At 38.6% G+C, this 20468-nt stretch carries 20 protein-coding genes; 13 read left to right on the top strand and 7 right to left on the bottom strand.

Features of this window, described 5'->3' with window-relative positions:
* Positions 1–7: 7 nt before the first annotated feature.
* The 9 genes from ADIARSV_RS07940 to ADIARSV_RS07900 all read left to right on the top strand — a co-directional run bounded on the left by ADIARSV_RS07940 (position 8) and on the right by ADIARSV_RS07900 (position 5350).
* On the top strand, positions 8–697 hold the full coding sequence (locus ADIARSV_RS07940; protein ID WP_016194942.1) for a cytochrome c oxidase subunit 3: 690 nt from the start codon (positions 8–10) through the stop codon (positions 695–697).
* A 19-nt stretch (positions 698–716) separates the two neighbouring features.
* Complete coding sequence (locus ADIARSV_RS07935) at positions 717–1067, top strand: cytochrome C oxidase subunit IV family protein (protein ID WP_016194941.1); 351 nt, start codon at positions 717–719, stop codon at positions 1065–1067.
* Complete coding sequence (locus tag ADIARSV_RS07930) at positions 1064–1765, top strand: SCO family protein (protein ID WP_016194940.1); 702 nt, start codon at positions 1064–1066, stop codon at positions 1763–1765. The genes ADIARSV_RS07935 and ADIARSV_RS07930 overlap by 4 nt, the downstream gene beginning before the upstream one ends.
* 12 nt (positions 1766–1777) lie before the next feature.
* Positions 1778–2317, top strand: coding sequence for a DUF420 domain-containing protein (locus ADIARSV_RS07925; protein ID WP_016194939.1), 540 nt, complete (start codon positions 1778–1780; stop codon positions 2315–2317).
* 12 nt (positions 2318–2329) lie between these two features.
* A complete protein-coding gene (locus ADIARSV_RS07920) occupies positions 2330–2602 on the top strand; it encodes a hypothetical protein (protein WP_040299453.1) in 273 nt (90 codons plus the stop codon).
* Positions 2602–2997: a DUF983 domain-containing protein gene (locus ADIARSV_RS07915; RefSeq protein ID WP_040299451.1), complete on the top strand. Its 396-nt coding sequence runs from the start codon at positions 2602–2604 to the stop codon at positions 2995–2997. Before ADIARSV_RS07920 ends, ADIARSV_RS07915 begins: the two co-directional genes overlap by 1 nt.
* A gap of 202 nt (positions 2998–3199) precedes the next feature.
* Positions 3200–3862: a DUF2461 domain-containing protein gene (locus ADIARSV_RS07910; RefSeq protein ID WP_016194936.1), complete on the top strand. Its 663-nt coding sequence runs from the start codon at positions 3200–3202 to the stop codon at positions 3860–3862.
* 60 nt (positions 3863–3922) lie between these two features.
* A complete protein-coding gene (locus ADIARSV_RS07905) occupies positions 3923–4690 on the top strand; it encodes an OmpA family protein (RefSeq protein ID WP_016194935.1) in 768 nt (255 codons plus the stop codon).
* 138 nt (positions 4691–4828) lie between these two features.
* The gene (locus tag ADIARSV_RS07900) at positions 4829–5350 is read left to right on the top strand and encodes a flavodoxin domain-containing protein (RefSeq protein ID WP_052016976.1); all 522 of its coding nucleotides are present in this window, start codon (positions 4829–4831) and stop codon (positions 5348–5350) included.
* Here the strand turns inward: ADIARSV_RS07900 and ADIARSV_RS07895 are convergent.
* Complete coding sequence (locus ADIARSV_RS07895; RefSeq protein ID WP_016194934.1) at positions 5322–5609, bottom strand: DUF4286 family protein; 288 nt, start codon at positions 5607–5609, stop codon at positions 5322–5324. The genes ADIARSV_RS07900 and ADIARSV_RS07895 overlap by 29 nt on opposite strands.
* 42 nt (positions 5610–5651) lie before the next feature.
* The gene (locus tag ADIARSV_RS07890) at positions 5652–7622 is read right to left on the bottom strand and encodes a tetratricopeptide repeat protein (protein ID WP_052016975.1); all 1971 of its coding nucleotides are present in this window, start codon (positions 7620–7622) and stop codon (positions 5652–5654) included.
* Between the two features lie 186 nt (positions 7623–7808).
* On the opposite strand from ADIARSV_RS07890, the gene ADIARSV_RS07885 reads away from it, so the two are divergent.
* The 3 genes from ADIARSV_RS07885 to ADIARSV_RS07875 are packed head-to-tail and all read left to right on the top strand — an operon-like array spanning position 7809 to position 12050.
* Complete coding sequence (locus ADIARSV_RS07885) at positions 7809–9683, top strand: S9 family peptidase (protein ID WP_016194932.1); 1875 nt, start codon at positions 7809–7811, stop codon at positions 9681–9683.
* 6 nt (positions 9684–9689) lie between these two features.
* Entirely contained in the window at positions 9690–11357 is a 1668-nt protein-coding gene (locus ADIARSV_RS07880) for a sensor histidine kinase (RefSeq protein WP_016194931.1), read from the top strand.
* Between the two features lie 3 nt (positions 11358–11360).
* Positions 11361–12050, top strand: a complete 690-nt coding sequence (locus ADIARSV_RS07875) for a response regulator transcription factor (protein ID WP_016194930.1) — start codon at positions 11361–11363, stop codon at positions 12048–12050.
* A gap of 2 nt (positions 12051–12052) precedes the next feature.
* On the opposite strand, the gene ADIARSV_RS07870 is transcribed toward ADIARSV_RS07875, so the two are convergent.
* From ADIARSV_RS07870 to ADIARSV_RS07850, 5 genes are all read right to left on the bottom strand, one after another.
* A complete protein-coding gene (locus ADIARSV_RS07870; protein WP_016194929.1) occupies positions 12053–12949 on the bottom strand; it encodes a UbiA prenyltransferase family protein in 897 nt (298 codons plus the stop codon).
* A 27-nt stretch (positions 12950–12976) separates the two neighbouring features.
* Positions 12977–14230 (bottom strand): metallophosphoesterase, encoded by a 1254-nt coding sequence (locus ADIARSV_RS07865; protein WP_016194928.1) that lies wholly within the window; start codon positions 14228–14230, stop codon positions 12977–12979.
* A 14-nt stretch (positions 14231–14244) separates the two neighbouring features.
* A complete protein-coding gene (locus ADIARSV_RS07860; protein ID WP_016194927.1) occupies positions 14245–15753 on the bottom strand; it encodes a sigma 54-interacting transcriptional regulator in 1509 nt (502 codons plus the stop codon).
* Between the two features lie 19 nt (positions 15754–15772).
* Complete coding sequence (locus ADIARSV_RS07855) at positions 15773–16873, bottom strand: vWA domain-containing protein (protein ID WP_016194926.1); 1101 nt, start codon at positions 16871–16873, stop codon at positions 15773–15775.
* 178 nt (positions 16874–17051) lie between these two features.
* A complete protein-coding gene (locus ADIARSV_RS07850; RefSeq protein ID WP_016194925.1) occupies positions 17052–18377 on the bottom strand; it encodes a DUF6089 family protein in 1326 nt (441 codons plus the stop codon).
* Between the two features lie 648 nt (positions 18378–19025).
* Between ADIARSV_RS07850 and ADIARSV_RS07845 the strand changes: the two genes are divergently transcribed.
* Positions 19026–20009: a hypothetical protein gene (locus ADIARSV_RS07845; protein ID WP_016194924.1), complete on the top strand. Its 984-nt coding sequence runs from the start codon at positions 19026–19028 to the stop codon at positions 20007–20009.
* Positions 20010–20468 lie beyond the last annotated feature (459 nt).

The raw sequence follows: 20468 nt of genomic DNA, 5'->3' as shown, positions 1-20468 counted from the left end.
GCTAAAAATGGATACTACTGTTTCACAATTAGACAAAATTAAAACTGGTCCCTGGAGCGGAGGAAGATCTCCCTTTGATGTCGAGTACGGGAAGATAATTATGTGGTTCTTCCTGCTTTCAGATACATTTACTTTTTCTGCTTTGCTTATCTATTATGGAGCTCAGCGTTTTAGTAAGGTAAGCTGGCCTGATCCTGATGTGGTATTCCAATCTGTTCCATTTATTGCCGAACATGGTTATCCCCTTGTTTTTGTGGGTATCATGACCTTTATCCTGATTATGAGTTCCGTTACTATGGTTTTAGCAGTAGAAGCAGGGCATCGTGGAGCTAAGAAAGAAGTCATCAAGTGGATGATCTGGACAATTATAGGCGGATTTACTTTCCTTGGTTGTCAGGCATTAGAATGGACTCATTTATTTCATGAAGGTTATGGATGGGGACATATTCCTGAAACTTATAAGGGAGTGGATGCAGTAAGTGCTACCCAGTTTGCCAATCTTTTTTTTACGATCACAGGCTTTCATGGCTTTCATGTATTTAGTGGTGTCATATTGAATATAGTTATTTTGAGTATGACCTTTGCTAATGTATTTGAAAAGCGTGGTACTTACATAATGGTTGAAAAGGTTGGCCTTTACTGGCATTTTGTAGATCTGGTATGGGTCTTCGTCTTTACTTTTTTCTACTTGGTTTAATTTTCTAAAAATATTTAAAATGACAACAGAGCATACAAAAGGCCAGGAACACGCAGATCAAGCAGATCATGCAGGCATGTCAGTAAAGAGAATTTGGATAGTATTTGCCTATTTGTTAGGAATCACGTCTTTAGAGTTTATTATAGCCCTGGTTTTAATACCAATGGGATTGAATCATGGCTTGGCAAACTTTACTTACATATCACTTACTTTGCTAAAGGCCTATTACATTATTGCTTATTTTATGCATCTTAGGTTTGAGAAATCAGCAATGATTACTGCGGTTACTGTAGGTCTGATTTTTATAGTCTATTTCATTGTACTCATGCTAACAGAAGGATCATATTTGAATCTTCATATGAACCAATGAGGAACACATCTTCATGGAAAAAAATAGTAGTCCTGGTAGTCATATTAATGGTACCGGGATTTTTATATTATTTACTGCAGGAAAAAGGTAAAAATCGTTATCGGCCCTTAAGTATTTTTGGTCCTAAGGAACTTAGTGGAACGTTTCATACTAAAAGGGGGAAACAGATTCCTGATACTACTTATCATCAGATCAGGGATTTTAAGCTGACTGATCAGCAGGGGAAAGAGTTTTCATTCCCGTTGGATAGCGGTAAAATTACCATCTTTAACTTCTTCTTTACCCGCTGTACCAGTTTTTGCAAGCAGATGAATGGCCAAATGGACTTTCTTGCAGATAAGTACGACGACAATAGAATGCTTCGCTTCTGCTCTATTTCTGTTGATCCGGAATATGATAATCCGGAAATCCTAACAAAGTATGCGCAGACCTTTCATACAAATCCAAAGAAATGGTTTTTCCTTACAGGGGATAAAAGTCTGATCTTTAATCTGGCTAAAAAAGATTTTTTAGTAGATGCTTATGCTGACCATGCTGATACCTCTACTATTGTGCATAGTCCTATGCTCATTCTGGTTGATCCAGAAAAGAGAATAAGAGGATATTACGATTCAGACAACAAAGAGCAAATGAGTAAGTTAGATGACGAAATCAAGGTGCTCATCGTAGAAGAATTGCGTAAGGTTACCGATCGTTAAATCAATAAAAAAATGAATGATAAAATAATATTTCGCTTAATTGCTGCTGTTTCAGTAGTCGTATTTGTTGTGGTTTGCATTCTTCAGGCTAAGCTCATAACTTTTTTTCCCGAAGGTGCGATTGTCCCTTCATGGGTTTATTTTCTACCTAAACTAAATGCAATCTTAAATGGTACTTGCAGTATTCTCCTGTTAGTTTCCTTGTATCAGATAAAAAAAAGAAATATTCAAGCTCATAAAGCGATAAACATTGTTACGTTTATTTTGTCTTCTATGTTCCTGGTCAGCTACATTATCTTTCATGCTACAGGAATAAAGACCACTTACGGAGGTGAAGGATTGATCCGTTACATTTATTACTTTATACTGATAACTCATATTATACTTGCCGCCGTAGTTTTGCCGTTAGTACTACTAAGCTTCTATAGTGGTTTACGCATGAACGTTTTACGCCATAGAAAGTTAGTTAGATGGAGTTATCCAATCTGGCTATATGTAACCGTTACGGGTGTTATTGTTTATGTCATGATATCCCCTTTTTATACATTTTAACCGCTAAAAAAAATGAAGTTATTACGCTATCTAACTGTGTTAATTTGCTTTATAAGCTTGCTTTTAATAAGTAATAAAGGTTACTCCCAATGTTCAATGTGTGCTGCTACAGCTGATAATTCAACCCAAAATGGCAATACAGAAGGCAACGGATTAAATGAAGGTATTTTATACTTGCTTGCTGCACCTTATTTAGCAGTTGCAGGCATAGGTTTTTTATGGTATAAAAAGTATCGGAAAGATCACGATAATTTGGACCTTAAAAACGATAATTTTAATAGGTAATGGGGAAAACAAGTACACCACAACTAACTGCCATTATAAATTGTAAGTGTCCAAAATGCCGCAGAGGCAATATCTTTGAAGGTCCTATGTATGGTTTCAGAGCCCAGAAAATGAATGAAGATTGTCCTCATTGTGGATTCCATTTTGAAGTCGAACCGGGTTATTTTTACGCTGCGATGTATGTCAGCTACGCATTAGTGGTAGCCCAGTTGGTAACTACCGGAATTCTTACTTTTTATTTAAGTAATAAAAGTGAGTCTCCCATGTTATACCTTGGTGTGATGGCTGCCATTATTCTTGCATTTTCACCTTTTAATTTCAGATATTCTAGAGTCATACTTCTTCATTTGTTATCACCAAACGTGAAATATAATCCCATGCTGGACAAAGATTAGCGATACTTCCATTCATGGCAGCAGTCATACCAATCTATTAACTGAGAACTTGTAGGTCATAAGGCAAAATCAAAATGTAAATTTAATTGATCGATAATAGAGCGGGATCAATTTTTAATTTAACAGATTTAGGTTCATTTATATTAATAATTTAAACCTTAGGTAATAAAGATTAAAATCAATTAGCAGGCCCGAAATAGTCATGATACAGCAATCAACTTTTAATTTTCTTAAATCTGTTGCAGAAAACAATAATAGGGAGTGGTTTAAAGATCATAAACAAGAGCATGATGCCGCAAGAGAAGATGTGCTTCAGTTTGCAAAGGATCTTATAAGAGGAGTTTCTACATTCGACTCCACTGTTCCCGAAGACCTGGATCCTAAAACTTGTGTAATGCGAATCTATCGTGATGTTCGGTTTAGCCTCGATAAACTGCCTTACAAAACCAATTTCGGCATTGGTATCTCAGCGCTTGGTAAAAATTTCCCTGGCCCTGGTTATTATCTGCACATCCAACCCGGAGCCTCATTTATAGCTGGAGGCAGCTGGTATCCCGAAGCAAACGAGTTAAAAGCTATCCGACAGGAAATTGATTACAATACGGCTGATTGGCACCATATTATCGATCAAAAAGATCTTATAAAAAGCTTTGGCGAATTGGGAACAGAACATAAGCTGAAAACAAGTCCTAAGGGCTACCCAAAAGATCATCCAGAAATGGAATATTTAAAGCTTAAAAGTTTCATTTTTACTAAACCTTTAACCGATAAAGAGATCCTTAAACCTAGTTCTCCTAAGGATATTGCAGAACTTGTTGCAAAAATATTTCCATTTATGGTCTTTTTGCGCAAAGCGATTTCTTAATATTGTATCATGAACAAATCGCTGTATTTTCTATTAGCTGTTTTTTTATTCAGCTCATGCATGGTCTTATCACCTAAAAAGTATAAAGCACTGGTTGCAGAAAGAGATTCATTGAATACGACTTTAAATAGTGCCAACGCTAAGATAGAAAGTCTGGATGATGAAGTTGCCCGGTTAACAACCGAAATTGCCAACTTAAACAGTCAGATAGATGATCTTAAATCAAAAGTCGGTGGATTAAATTCCAATAATGCCACCTTAAGGGCGTCATCAGATAAACTATCCGGAGATCTTAAAGCGCGCGAAGCAAGATTGCAGGAAGTAGAGGCCGTTCTTCGCAAAAGAGACGAAGCAACTAATGCATTGAAGGACAAACTTCAAAAAGCACTATTTGGCTTTCAGCAAAGTGGCTTAACAGTTGAAGTACGCAATGGAAAAGTTTATGTGTCCTTAACCGACAAGCTTCTTTTTAGTTCCGGCAGTATTATTATTGACGAAAAAGGAAAATTAGCATTGTCTGGCCTAGCCACTGTACTAAAAACTCAACCAGAAATAAATATTTCAGTAGAAGGACATACCGATAACCAAAAGGTGATTAACCTGGGACAGATTAAGGATAATTGGGATCTCAGTGTGTTACGCGCAACTTCTGTAGTACGGTACCTCACAGAGCAACAGGGGATAGAAAATATGCGCATCACAGCTACAGGAAAAGGTCAATACCAACCTATAGAGGATGCAAATACCACTGAAGCAAGAAGTAGAAATCGTCGTATAGAAATTGTGCTCTCTCCTAAGTTGGATGAGCTATATGATCTGATAAAATAGAATTTGCTTCGTATATTTAATAAAAAAGACCGCTACCCAAATGAGCGTCTTTTTTTATTAAATTTGATAACATTTCGAGTGTGAATTCCGTTTACTAATATAATTAACAACCAAAGTCGTAATCCTAAACCCTAAATAATGAAAACTGCTCTCATTTATATTTCACGTCACGGTACTACAGAGATAATTGCTCAGCATCTAGCAGCACTTATAGGGAGCAATGTTACTTTATACAATCTTGAAAATGAACCAGATCCAGTAATAACGGATTATGATCAGGTCATTATTGGAGGTTCAATTCACTACGGCTCCATTCAAGATCAGGTAAAAAACTTTTGTAAGCGTAACCTTGCCACTTTATTAGATAAAAAATTAGGGCTTTTTATTTGCTGCATCCTTGATTCAACCGATTCAGGTCAATTCTCTCGAGCTTTTCCTGCAGTACTCGGAGCACATAGTGTAGCACAGGGGATTTTTGAAGGAGACCTAATATTCAAAAAACTTAATTTTATCGAAAGAATACTCTTCAAGCCATCTGTTGACGGACAGGATGTCATAAAAATAAATGAGAAATCAATTGCCAGCTTTATTAAAGACCTGGCCGTACCGCATGGATTCCAAAGAACGATGCCTACTCCACATATTCCATCAAAGTGCTAAACGAAACACAGCGATTTTTGAATTTCTCCGTGTGCAGCTCCATTATTTCCAAGGCATGATTAGATACGAACTGATCATATTGAGCAGCTGATTCCGCAACAAACTGGATGCAATAAGTAATCCCTTCATTCGGTGAACTAAGTACCTTTAAAATGCGATGCGATATAAAAAGGGACGTATCGGATATTTTAGGAATGAAAGTCGATTTAATCCAGTTACGCCACTCGGTATCAATGTCTTCCTCAATTATTATAGTCAAATTGTATAAAACCATGTAGCGAAGTTACATGCAAGAGCTGAACTATCCAAGCGAATCCCCTCTTAACTTTCTAAATCGTAAACGGGCTTCGGCTATATATAAGCTTCCAGGGAAGTCCATTATGATCTTCTCATAATAGTGTTTTGCCTTTTCGGGCTCCTTTAATTTTGACTCATACAGCGTTCCTAACATAAACAAGGCATCATCTGCCCACACATCGTAACTATATTGACTCACAATGGAATCGAGACAAGATATGGCTGCCAAGTTATCCTCTTGCTTCAAAAATATCCGCGCTTTCAGCATTAATATATCATCAGCAAGCGAATTTTGAGGGTATAAGCGGTTTATACTATCTAAAATACGGATCGATTGCTCCGGATGGTTGCAAAATAAGAAGAAATCAGCTTCTGCATATTTTGCAAGAGCATTTGTATCCCCTTTACTCATCGTGTTTTCCGCAATCAGGATGCTTAAGTTCAGTGCGTCATTCGCAATTAATTGTGTGGTAGCACTTTTTAAAACATCCAGTTGAACTTTTGCCCATACAAAGTCACCTCTATAATAAGATAATTTTGCATTCCTATATTTTGCGTCTTGCCCCAGCGGTTTATTGGAAAACTCTTTTTCTACCTGACTATATAACAAAGTGGCATCCCAAACATTAGCACCTAAAATATAAATATCGCCCAATTCTAATTTTATTTGCCCTTTTAGTGCCGCCGGGAGGTTAGGAAGAGATAAAGCTTTCTCCAGCAAGCTCCGGGCTTTATCATAATCACGAAGCTGGTAAGCCTGAAAATTAGCTAAATTCCTCATGGCAAAAAGCAGTTCCTGAGGATTGTTCCTTGCTTCATTGAAAAACGTCCCATACTCCGCTTCCAACTTATTCACTTCCCCGGAGGAAAAGTCTCCTTTCCTCAATTTAGTACCCTGGAGGTTGCTGTTAGAGGAATTATTTCCAATTAAAGGCGATTTTGCTTTCACAGGCTTAGCATACTGCAAATTACCGTTAGATAAATTATCCCCAATTAAAGGCAATTCAGCATCTCCGAATTTATTACCCATAGAATTACTCAACAACTCAGTCTTGCAATACAGTATCCGGGCCTTAGAAGGTAAATGATATGAGCTATCGTTACTTTTATTATCTAAGTATTCAAAAGCCATTAGAGCCTCTTTAAATGCCTTGTTGAAAAGCAAAGTCTCACCCAGATTGAAAATTTGCTCTCCATTCATCTTCCCCTTTTTATCCAAGCTAATCAATTGTTTCAAAGCGGAAGCATAATCGTTCTGTTGCAAGTATGTCCAGGATAAAAGTTCCCCAAAAGCGACATGCGGTGGGTTTTTTGACATTGCCGCTACCAACGAATTTTTAAGAAGGGTATAATCCTCTGGTGTGTCAAATACAGTATTGAAATTATTCTGTGCCTGTCTGATAATCTGCGGATCAGGAGTTTTAGACAAAATGTTGATATATTCCAGCACCAGCATCTGTTTATTTTTCTGATACCGATAAAGGGAAATCAGGTCAAACCCGAATGCCTGTGGATCATTTAATGCTTTCCTTCCATATAAAAATGCCTTTATTGAATAGTCAAGTGCATTAGCACGGTAAAATGATCCTGCCAATTCTCTTATGTCAAATTCGTCTTTAGGAATCGTACGCAATAAGCCGTTGTACAGTTCATCAGCCTTTTCTTTAAAGCCTTGCTCCTGCAAAAGTCGCCCATAATCAATTTGATACATCGAAGAGCTCTTATTCGCTGCTATCATTTTCTTAATCAGCTCTTCAGCAAGCTGATAGTTTTTAGTCTTCAGTAAAACGGACAGATATTGGTCATAATACTCTGGCTGAGCACCGTTAGCATAAAGTTTCTGATATACGGGCAAAGCCTGTTCAAAAGCACCTGCCTGGTAATACTCCATGGCTTGTCTGTCCTCCACTTCCGACTGTGCAAATGCAGGGAAGGCCACGATTAATAACAGAAAGTGAAGAAGAAAACTTTTCATATCTTAAGTCCACAACTATTTACTAATATAATGCTTAATAAATAAATGTTTCAATGGGATGAAATTATACACAAAATAGCTGTATTCTAATTGTTACTCAATCCGCTTTTATAAAATGATAATTTAGTGCTTTAAATCTGTACTTTACGGAAGCCGTCAGTTGAGCGGTGTTGAATATTTATGCGAATGAAGATAAAGATAATATATGGCTTAGTGTGGTTGCTTCTTTTTGCATCATGTGCTCAGGATAAAAAAGCACAGCGGATCCCTCTTGAAGATTTTTTCAAAAATCCTAAAAAGACTGCGTTCCAGCTTTCTCCTGATGGCCAATATATTTCCTTCCTGCAACCATATAAAAACCAGATGAATGTATATGTACAAAAACTGGAGGGTAGTAAAATTACGCGTATCAGTTCTGAGCTCAATTATAGCATCTCTTATTATGTCTGGGGAAATAATGATGAGATAGTTTACCTGAAAAACAATGATGAAAATGGTCCCAGTCTTTATGTTGTCAATAAAAAGGGAGATAAGTTTCGTTCCTTATTTTCAGAGGGGAAACTTCGTTTAAAGTTTATTAACCCCTACCGGATTGTAAAAAATCAATTGTTAATTGCCATAAATAAGCGGGATTCCACTTTTTTTGATGCCTATCGGTTAAATATCAGGACGGGCGAACTCAGGCTAGCGGAAAAAAACCCGGGCAACATTAGTCATTGGATTGCTGATGAAAATGGACAAATTAAACTAGCAGTGGCCACTGATGGCGTAAATGAAACACTGCTTTACCGATCTAAAGAAAGAGAGTCATTCAAACCCGTAGTGACAAATAGTTTTAAAACGAAAATTGCGCCTATTGGCTTCTCTTCTTCGGATGAAGGGGTTATATATGCATTATCAAATCAGCACCGGGATAAAATGGCATTGGTGGAGATCAATTGTGTCACTGGAAAAGAAGAAAAGCTGATCTATTCAAACGATTCGGTTGATGTATCTGAAGCAGGGTACTCTCCATTAAATCATCGGCTCCTCTATGCAGGTTACGAAACCTGGAAAAAGAAGCGCTATTATCTTGATGATTCGGTCCGAAAGCTCTACCAGCATCTCGAAAAACTCCTTCCAAATACCGAAGTTCAGATCACAGGGAATGATGACGCAGAGAAAAAATTTATTGTTAAAACCTTTACCGACAGATCTCCGGAAACATACTATATGTACGATCTGACTAAAGAAAAATTAACAAAACTGAGTGAAGTTAACCCATCTTTGCCCCTAAATGCGATGTGTGAAATGAAGCCCATCTCTTTTAAAGCAAAAGATAACCGAACTATAAATGGATATCTGACATTACCAATCGGGTTTAAAGCAGAAAATCTTCCCCTGATTGTAATTCCACATGGAGGTCCAACATCCAGAGCCTCTTGGGGATTTAATTCTGAAGTACAGTTCTTTGCCAATAGGGGGTATGCTGTCTTTCAACCCAATTACAGGGGCTCCAAAGGTTATGGTAAAAGCTTCTGGATTGCAGGCTTTCAAAAATGGGGAAGTGATATTCAGGACGATATAACTGCAGGAGTAAAATGGCTGATCACCGAAAAAATTGCCGATAAAAATAGAGTTGCGATCTATGGAACCGGTTTTGGAGGTTTCAGTGCCTTACACGGTTTATGCTTCCAGCCGGACTTGTATCGTTGTGGTGCATCTCAAGCCGGATTTGTTAACCTGTTTACTTATATTAAAGCTGTTCCGCCTTACTTCAAGCCCATTCTTAGAATGTATTATGAGATGGTAGGGAATCCGGAACAACAAATGGATTACCTGAGGGCTGTTTCGCCGGTATTTCATACCGACAAAATTGTCGCTCCGTTATTTATTGCACAGGATTTAAAAGACCCCAGGGCCAACATTAATGAAACAAATCAGTTTGTTAAGGAGTTAAAGAATAGAAAGATCCCCATCACTTATTTAGTTAGAGATAACGACCAGTTGAATAACCTGGAAGAACAAATGGACTTCTACCGTCAGCTTGAAGTATTTTTATCTGACAATTTAAACAAATAACATCATATGCCTAAGGCAAGATTTCAATATCGCCGTACCAGCGCACTAAATGTTATTTTCCTGCTTCTCATTACAATTTCCTTTATTGGGGCCATGTTTCTGGCGCATCGGTTAACCGATAAGTATATTGAAAATGAATTTAACCAGCGTAAAATAGATGTTTTAGAAGAAACGCTCAAACCCTACAATGAGTTTTTTCAAAATAAAGTGCCCGAAATTTCCTTTTACCAGGGTTATCTTGATTCCGCTTCCGCGTTGAAGTATGCCGATTCGGTATTTCATGAATATGCTTTTGTAAAAGGCATTGAATTTTATGACACTGAAATTAGTAATCACGCGATTCAAAAAGCTTTCCGGATCAATCATTTTTCCATGAACCCCAAAGCTGTCTATGATTATAGACCAAATAAGCAAGGTAACGTGGTGTCTCGTCAACGGACAAACCCCACTAACACCGCTTCTGCAACCATGGAAGAGTTTAACCACATGGCTGTTAAATTTGCTTTGTATATTGAATCTGCAGATCCCGAAAAGCCACTTCAGTCGGCTGATTTTATCAGCATTTTCTACCATATAACGCATAACCGCATTACATTTATGAATATCCCAAGGGATGAGGATATGCAGACATTCAAAGCGCTCATGCTGAAGGAACAAGCACTCTCCCCGGTCTTTCAACAGGATATTGTGTCTTTTATTCTTGATCCGGGAAAGCTGATTATTAAAAATACAAATAAGGAACTCTATCAATATATACATATCACGCCCATTGTCTATGAGTCACTGAATACGGATCCTGATATCCTCAGTACTGATCTTCCATTAACAGGAGCATTTGCTGATTATAAACTCCATTTTAGCTCGTCCCGAAGTCATCTTAACAAAGAGATCAACCATCGATTGATCCCTGTAGCATTTGCTATTATTTTGGTATATAGTGTGTTGGTCTTTATTGCCTATCTCATATATAGCAATCTGAATGTAAACCGGAAAATGTTCAGTCTGCAGTACGATTTTATCAACAACCTTACTCATGAGTTTAAAACACCAGTAAGCGTTATCAAAATAGCAGGTAACAACATTAAAAGTGCAAAAGAACTCTCCGACAGGGAGCGGTTCCACTATGGAAAAATATTAGATGAGGAGGCAGACAAACTTAATGATCTGATGAATAAGCTGCTGTCTTTCACTCAAATAGAAAATCACTCTATCACCATTAAAAAAGAGAAGATAGATCTTCTGGTTTTCATTCAGAACATGGTTGACGCTTATCAGATCAAATATCCTGATTTTAAAATCACACATTCAACCGGGGCGGTCACTAGTTTTAAAACGGACCCTGTACTGCTATCGAGTATTTTCCAGAACCTGATGGACAATGCTTATAAATACTCATTACCACAAAAAAAGGTCCTTGACATTAAGGTTTTTCTTGAAAAAGGGAATATTGTTTTTAAATTTATAGATCAGGGTATAGGAATTGAAAAGGCCGAATCGGAGAATGTATTTAAAAAATTCTACCGCATACAGAGCCGATATAATCAGCAGGGGAGTGTAGGGCTAGGCCTCGCTTTTTGCAAAGAACTGGTTAATTTTATGAGTGGCAGTATTGCCCTTAAAAGTAAACAAGGTGAAGGTTCCGAATTTACTGTTGTTTTACCATTTGAAAACTAAATTATGACAAAAAAAATAAAAGTTGCAGTAATTGAAGATGATGAAAATCTACGCTTTTTAGTTGCACACCGACTAAAGGGAGAAGGGTATGCTGTAGTTGAATGCGCCAGTGGTGAAGACGCTGAAGCCTTAATTATGTCTGAACAACCAGATATCGTCTTGTTAGATTGGATGCTCCCTGGTAAACAAGGACCTGAAATCTGTAAGATTGTGCGTGATGAAGGCTTCGAAAAGTTCATTATCATGATGACTGCCAAAGCACAGGACGTAGATAAAATAGATGCTTACCATTTTGGCGTTTCCGATTATGTAACCAAGCCGTTTAATATGGATGTATTGGTTGCCTTGATTGAAAATAAGGTCAAGTTTATTGTCAACGCCGGCAACTCAGATGTGAATCGCTTTGGCGATATGGAACACACACCAAACACCCATTCCCTGGTAAAGAATGGAAAGAAAGTAGAGTTGACTATATTGGAAAACAGGATCCTTCTATACTTCCTTCAGAATATGAATAAGGTGATCAAACGCGAGGAACTGATGATGGTGGTATGGGGATACAATTCCGACGTCAACACCCGCACACTGGATATGCATATTGTCAGATTGCGTAAAAAGATTGAAGACAATCCCGATACACCTCATTACATGCAAACAGTACGCGGAATTGGTTACCGTTTCGTGGCTGAATAGTCTTAAATAAGGCTAAAAAGGACCAGAAGGACGAACTGTAAGAGCATGGTACCATCCAGGTACCCGAAATAATAGTATTCATCCTTGTTGAACCCGGATTTCAATATCAGCCATCCTGCTAAAATAGTGGTTAGCGTTAGGGCGAAGAAGTCCGCATTAAAATGCTGCGTAAACAATAAGAGCAGGCCAATGTTGGTCAGGAGCAGAAATTGGCAAAACAGGTAAGCCTTTTTCTCTCCAAGCATGACCGGAATGGTCTTCAGATTATAACGTTTGTCCTGAAACAGATCGCGGATATCAAAAGGAACCGTAATCGCAGCAACAAAAAGAAAGCGTTTGCCCACCAGTAAAATCGTGGAGGCTAAAGAAATATGAATAGCTTGATTTGCCGAGCTTTCCACTATCGGAAGCAGCACACTGCTAAATGACCAGATCATAGCAATTAGAAAAAGCTTCAACCCCGGAATGTTTCTTAAACCGAACTTATGCTCATTCAAAGTGAATAGTGGAAGGTTATACGCGATCGATACCACCCCTAAAAATGCAAGCAATAGCAGCGAAGGCATGGAAAGAAACAGGATAAGCGGAACGATAGCGACCACTACGATAATTGTCATCGTTACCGTCAGCCTATAATGACTGAAAATCCACCTTACCCGTCTGAAAGATGACTTCAATGGATGTTTAGGCTTTGACAGCAGCATACTGAAATTATACAAAGCGAGCGTAGAGCAGAACAAGAGTGCCAAAACATACTGATCCGGCTTAACCTTGAGTAGGTGGTAGGTGACCAGGCCCTGTGCAACCGCACAAAGTGCAATAAAAATATTGCTGAAAAGAATAAAATCCAGGATTGATCTAAGGGTATTACTTAACGATGGGGACTGCCTATCGGCCATGTAATAAGGATTAAACAGGGTGAAACGCTATGCTCTCTTTAATTCAAATATCGTAATTTCAGGTAATATTCCAACACGTCCCGGATAGCCTAAAAAGCCATATCCCACATTTACATATAATTGTTGTTGCTTTTCTTTATATAGTCCGGCCCATTCCTTATAAATATACTCAATCGGGCTCCATTGATACTCTTTTGTACGCACACCAAACTGCATGCCATGGGTATGTCCGCTAAACATCACATCAATATCCGGATGATCCAATACCTGCGCACGCCAATGAGAAGGGTCATGCGACATGAGTAATTTTACAGGTGCATCATCGGTATTTAGCATAGCCAGGTCAAGCTTACCATATTTCATAAACCGACCTGCACCCCAGTTTTCCACGCCCAGAATAGCAATTTCTTCACCATCTACGCGCAGTCTCCTGTTTTCATTCAATAGCAAATCATAACCCATTAACTGATGAATCTTTTTTACATCGGCCAGGTTCTTCGCTTTAGCAGGCGAGGCTTCTCTTCCGAAATGATAATCGCCATAGTCATGATTTCCCAATACAGAAAATACGCCCAAAGGTGCTTTAACCTTTGAGAAAATATCCTGATAATCCTTCATTTCTGTGGCCAGATCATTCACAAGGTCACCGGTGAAAAATATAAAGTCAGGCTTCTCCGCCAACAGCATGTCCACACCTCTGGTAACCGCCTTTTTATTATAGAAACTTCCAGAGTGAATATCTGAAATCTGTCCCAGCTTAATCCCGTCAAAAGCCTTCGGCAGATTCGGCAGAATCAGAGTTTGTCTCTTGATCTGGTAATCGTATCCACCCTTGGCAATGCCCCAGGTGAGCGATGCAAAAGGCACTGCAGCCACTACAATTCCAGCCTTCACCAGAAACTCTGAACGAGTAATAGGCGCCGAAATGGAATCAACTTTTAGCTCAGGATCCTTTGCAGGACTAACTTTTCTAATTACCCATGTAATCCCCCTGCGGATATCATCCACAAACAGAAAGAGGATGAAAAATACTTTAGTCACAAACGTTAAAAAGAATGCCACCAGGATGACCGCCCTTAACGAGAGAAAAAGATTTAAAAATATAGCAGAGAAAACGCCCAGGATCAACAATATGGAGTAACCCCACCAGATGCAACTAAATAAAGTTACCCGTCGGGCAGATGCTTTTTTGCTAATAGATTTAACGGCATTAAAAATGTAATAGTCGATTATAAGGAGTAAAAAACTAATTATAAGTAAAGGAATAATACGATCGGACATGTTGAATTTAAATATTAATAGCGGTTATCCTCATTCAAATCGTCCTCTTCATCTTCAAAACCAGTGTTGAATAAGCTGCCTAACATATCTTTAAATGCATAACCGTTATCCAGGGCAGACTTACTCACCTGAGAAAACTCCGATAAGCCGTGTAATAAGAATTCCATCAAAAGTAACTGTTGATTCTTACTTAGAGTAGGGTGAAACTTCTTTATTACATTTTTTAATTCAGGAACGCCATTTAAAACGGCTTTGTATTCATCTAAAAGGTATCCATCAAGCAGATTAACAGTATTTCCATTATCAAACCAGTTGATAATAGGAGCATAGGGATTAGGCGTTTTGGCACGTTTTTGTTTCTCCGGATCAGGAAAATAGTTAATCATCAATGATTTGATGGCCTTGCCCATTAGAATGCTGGCCACCTTGCCCGAGCCTTCCTGTTCTCCTTCGTATACCAGCTCTATCTTTCCTGTAATTGCAGGAATGACACCTGCAAAATCAGACATCCGCACAAATGTGCTCGACTCCCCATTAATGAGCATCCTTCTTTCAGCTGTGCTGATCAGGTTTTCATACGCAGATATCGTCAGTCGAGCAGAAACTCCCGATTTTTGATCTACATATTCCGAATTACGCGCCTCAAAAGCAATCTGCTCAATCAAATCTTTTACCAGGCCGTCTGCCTCAATCTTTTCACGCTGATCCTTACTGATCGAAGCCTCCTGTTGCGTAATCTTCCTGGAAATTTCAATGCTCCTCGGGTAATGCGTCAGAATCTGACTCTCAATCCGGTCCTTCAATGGCGTCACAATAGATCCACGGTTGGTATAATCTTCCGGATTAGCGGTAAATACAAATTGTACATCAATCGGCAGACGAAGCTTGAAACCACGAATTTGAATATCCCTTTCCTGTAAAATATTAAAGAGTGCCACCTGAATCCTTGCCTGAAGATCTGGTAGCTCATTGATTACGAAAATACTTCGGTGCGCACGGGGAATTAACCCAAAATGAATCACCCTTTCATCCGAATAGGTCAACTTTAAAGTAGCCGCCTTAATCGGATCTACGTCGCCAATTAAATCCGATACTGTTACATCAGGAGTAGCCAGTTTCTCCGTATAGCGATCTGAACGGTGAAGCCATGCTATTGGTGTATCATCACCAGACTCCTCCAGTTTCTGATGTCCAAACCAGGAAATCGGTGTAAAAGGATCATCAAAAAGCTCCGATCCTGCAATATAAGGCACATACTCATCCAGCAGGTTCACCATTAAACGTGCAATCCTGGTTTTAGCCTGTCCGCGTAAACCCAGTAGAAGAATGTTATGTTGCGAAAGAATGGCCGTTTGCAGGTCAGGAATCACCGTATCTTCATACCCGATGATGCCCTCAAATCCAGCATCTTTATTTTTGAGCTGAAGGATCAGATTTTCCCGTAATTCCTGTTTTAATGATCGTGAAGTATAACCGAAGGCCTTTAACTCTCCGAAAGTTTTGATGTTTAACAAATTCTCCATAAGTGTGCAGACGTTGATCCTATCGGTACGTCTTTCTTCTGTTTTTTATATAATCTTCGAAAATATATTCCCCTAATCCTTTAAGAGAACTGTAGAATGCTTTTCCGCCATTTACCTCGGTAAACTGGCGTACAAATTGTTGCAGATAAGGGTCGCGCGCAATCATAAACGTCGTAATCGGAATATGCAGACGTTTACACTGTGCCGCCATATTGAGCGTTTTATTGATCACTTTGCGGTCGAGCCCAATACTATTTTTATAATAACGGTTCCCCTCTTTCAAACAAGTAGGTTTTCCGTCGGTGATCATAAAGATCTGTTTATTCGTTGTTTTTCTCCTTCTCAGGATATCTGTTGCGAGCTCCAAACCGGAATACGTATTTGTATGATAGGGGCCAACCTGCAAATAGGGAAGGTCTTTAACCGTAATCGGCCAGGCATCATTACCAAAAACCACAATATCCAGTGTATCCTTAGGGTACTTGGTACTGATGAGTTCAGCCAGAGCCATGGCTACCTTCTTAGCAAGTGTAATCCGATCCTCACCATATAAGATCATGGAATGCGAAATGTCGATCATCAGCACGGTAGAAGTAAGCGTCCGGTAGTCCATCTCCTCCACCTCCAAATCGCGTTCAGTCATCGTGAAATCCCCAATACCATGATTTAACTGTGCATTATGAATGGAGGCAGTCATGTCAATCTGATCCAAACTGTCGCCAAACTCAAACTCACGTCGATCCGCATTTTTCTCTTCACCCTGTCCGGACTTGTTCGAGTTATGACTTCCTTTGCCCGACTTTTTAAGTTTACCAAAAATCTCTTCTAAAGCTGATTTACGAATGGTCTGTTCCGTTTTGGACGTAATTTGAAAACCGTCCTTTTTGTCCCTATCCTGATCAATGAAGCCTTTATCTTTCAGATCTTCGATAAAGTCGCCCATCCCATAGTCATTGTTGGTAAAATGGTGCTGTTTATCCAGTTCATTCATCCAGGCCAATGCCTCATTCGGATCACCCGCTGTGAAATTTAGCAGCTGAGTAAAAATATTCATCAAGCCATCAAACCCGCCGTCCTGAACTTTTTCAGGTATAAATTTAGAAAAAGAGTATCCCCGCATATCGCCTTTGCTTAAATGGTAAACGTAAAACCTAAATTAAAAGTTTGACCCGATTAAGATGTTTTTGTTATGTAAAAATGCATAACTCATGGTGTTTTTTATTGTTTTGATATTTTTGACCACAAAAAAGGCGTCCTCTTTGAGAACGCCTTAAAAAAACTGTTTAAATAGATCTTATCTAGTATAAAGTAAACTCTACACGACGATTCTGTTGTCTTCCAGCATCAGTGTCATTAGAAGCAATAGGTTGATCTTCACCATATCCGGTTGCTTCAATACGAGATGCATTTGCACCTCTGCTTACTAAAAACTGTCTTACGGATTCAGCTCTTGCCTTTGATAACTTAGTATTACTTGCAGAACTACCTACATTATCGGTATGGCCGGCAAGTTTCAGACTGAAGTTCTTATTAATCAATAGACTGGCAACACGAGTTAAGCTAGCGAAAGAAGTCTCGCGAATTGTTGTTTTCCCAAAGTCAAACTCCAGATTTTTAATCGCATCAGCTACTACCTTTTTGTCTTCTTCAGTGATGTATACTTTCACATCAGGTTTACGTTCAGCAAGAGGACAGCCAGAACCGTCCACTACAGTTTTTTCAGGAGTTCCCGGACATTTGTCGAAAAGATCGGCAACGCCATCCTTATCCTCATCTGCCAACGCTTTATTAAAACGTTCCTCTAAACGTGCATTTTTATCTTTTTCAGCATCCAGTTGTTTAACCAAATCATCATACCGGCCAACATAGTCGTTTTCCAGATCGGCAACTACATTATGTGCAGCTAATTGTGGTTTCTTACCATTTCCAAAAGCAAATTCTAAACCGGCGTGACCGTAAGAATATTTATCATTAGTTCCTCTTGTGTAACCGTCAATATTATCAGAATTAACAAAAGTTACCGTATAACCTAAATCAAGGTTTAAACTTTTAGTCAGGTTGAATTTTACACCTGCACCAACAGGAATAATCACCTCTCCAATATTATGAATTTCAGTAGTTGCACCAGCAGTATTGGTAGTAGAAGGTTTATATTCTGCCAAACCAGCACCCACGGTAGCATAAGGTTGAATAAAGTTCTGACGCTTTCTGAAGTTGATATTTGCCAGTGTGAAATTACCACTTAAGCTAGCAGCCCAATGCAGGTCTGTTGAGAAGGAAGCGATGGGGCCATTCTCGTCATGATTGATCAGGTTGCTTCTGTTGGCGGAAAGTTTACCGCGCAAATAATCCGCTTGTAAGCCAAATGAAGGGAGAATTTGTTTTTTGATATATCCACCATAACCTAGTTCAGTTTTTCTGCCGGCATAGTCGTCATTGCCAAAGAAGGATCCTAAATACATGGCTCCACCGTTTACTCCGATAGACCAGGTCCGGAATGCGTTGGGTTCGAAAGGTTTTACGTATTCAGATGATCCAGTGGAAGGAGTCTGAGCCAGCAAACTGCCGGATAATAACAGGCTGGTTAAGAAAGTGCCTGTTTTTATTGAGTTAAGGTTTTTCATTATTATTTGTTTTAATTTTTTACAGGTTTGAGACCTGATTATTATGTAACAAACATGTGAATTAATGTAAAGTTTTTATGGGTTGAGAAGTTTGTTTAGAGGGTCAGTCAATGAGGGTGTTGAAGTTAAAAATAGAATAAAAATGGAATAGGGTGATATGATGCTGTGACTTTCGAATTAATGATGGCATAATGATACTATGTTGAGTCCACGATAAGTCCATGTTTTGGCTTTAAAACATGGACTTATCATGGTTTGAACCTAGTTTAAATTTGGAATTATTACTATCATGATTACTAGATAGTCACTCTTTCCATGTATTTTGTTTTTATGCTTTTTGACTCTTATTTGGATGAATTAGCACATTCTTGTTTTAATAAGGTTTATTATTTGATTGATCAAAAGTTTGGATAGACTGTTTGGTTTTGCTGCTTTTTAGCTTTTGTATGACTGAAATAGCATATTCTTGCTGTAGTTATATTTCATTTGGGGTCGTTTTAGCTGAGTTTATAGTCTTTTCTTTTTATGCTTTTTTGCTTTTGATTTCAAGAATTACCACAATCTTGCATGCTTTCTTTACAACTCCTTGATGAGGTTATTTTTCATAGGATTGTATTAAGTTTACCTGTAAAACTAAACTGAATTATTATGGCTGTTATAGACCACAAAGGCAATATTAGGGGCATTGCAGGCTCCGTCATTTTTAGAGGCTACGGGAAAAAGAACATTGTGCAGGGTAAACCCAAAGCATATCCACTAACGGCAGCAAGTATCACCAGTTCTTCCGAATTTGGACTGATCAGTTCGGCTGCTTTAGCTATCCGCAAGGCTTTTCTACCCGCTTACCGCTATTACGATGGGCCGGCTGTAGGACGGGTTACTTCTGCGGTATCCAAATGTATCCGTGGGGCTGCTGGAACAGTAGCCGGAGAGCGCGATTTGCATGATGGGGAACTGAGCCATCTGAACGGACTGGAGTTTAATTTAAACAACCCCTTATCTGCGGTATTGTTGGTTAAACCGCAGGTGGAGCAGGATTTTTCAGGCACAATAAAGGTTCTGATGCCGGCAATGAATCTGTCAAAAGACATGAAAATTCCTACATCGCTTAAAGGTAAAGCGTATAGGATTAAGGTACGTTTCCTGCTTACTGGTTTTAACTTCAGGGAGAACTATTACGAGTATGTCGACAATCAGGAGATTAGCTATGATCGTGATGAAAAGACCGCAGAGCGGATCATTGAAATGAAGGGGACGGTTCCTTCAGGTTGTATGTTAGTTTTGAGTATGTCGCTGAGCTTTTACAGTTTCAGTGATATGGATCAGGAACTGGTGCTATTAAACAGTGTAGAATGTAGTCCTTGTGCTATTATTGGCAGTTGGCAAGCGGAAGCCGTCATCCCGCTTGGGCAGCCAATACTGGAAGTAGTCGACACCGCTATAAGAACTTGCATGGAATACACTGGCAACTGGTTACTGGCAGAGTTGCCGAACAAGATTATTCAGCAAGCGAGAAAGGGAACTAATTCTGGGAATAAACAAGTAAATGGAAAGGTACAATTGGATACGTTCTCTACATTTCCGGATCATAATGAACTGGAAATGGTAATCGGGAAAAGGGTTGTGTTTTAGCAGTATTACAAGTTTGGTTGTTAATATAATAGCGATTAACTATTAGTGGATAGGACTATAAAAGGTGGTCTAAAAGGTGGTCCAATGGGTAGTTAATTGCAGATTTAGCTGGGATATAAAATGAAGCTTACTGAATCGCAATTAGACTCTGCATTTATAACCTTATTGATTTTGAAATAAAGTACTTCGATTGCAAGTATGTAACTGCAGCAAAATAAAAAGTAAAAATATTAGGTAAAATGCTAATAATCATTGGTATACTCATATTTGCAAGTTTATTATGCATAAGTAAATACAATTGAAGATATCAAATTCTATAAAGATGGTAGCTGGAACAGAGAATATATTCCATTTATGATAAATATAAATATTTAGCTAATATCTACAATCATATCAAACCTAAAAAACAAAATTCAAATAGTTTAAAGTAAAAAAGGCAGTTGACCGTCTTAGATACTA

This window comes from Arcticibacter svalbardensis MN12-7 (genome assembly GCF_000403135.1).
GTDB classification, from domain to species: domain Bacteria; phylum Bacteroidota; class Bacteroidia; order Sphingobacteriales; family Sphingobacteriaceae; genus Arcticibacter; species Arcticibacter svalbardensis.
This window is presented reverse-complemented; position numbering and strand designations above follow the sequence as displayed.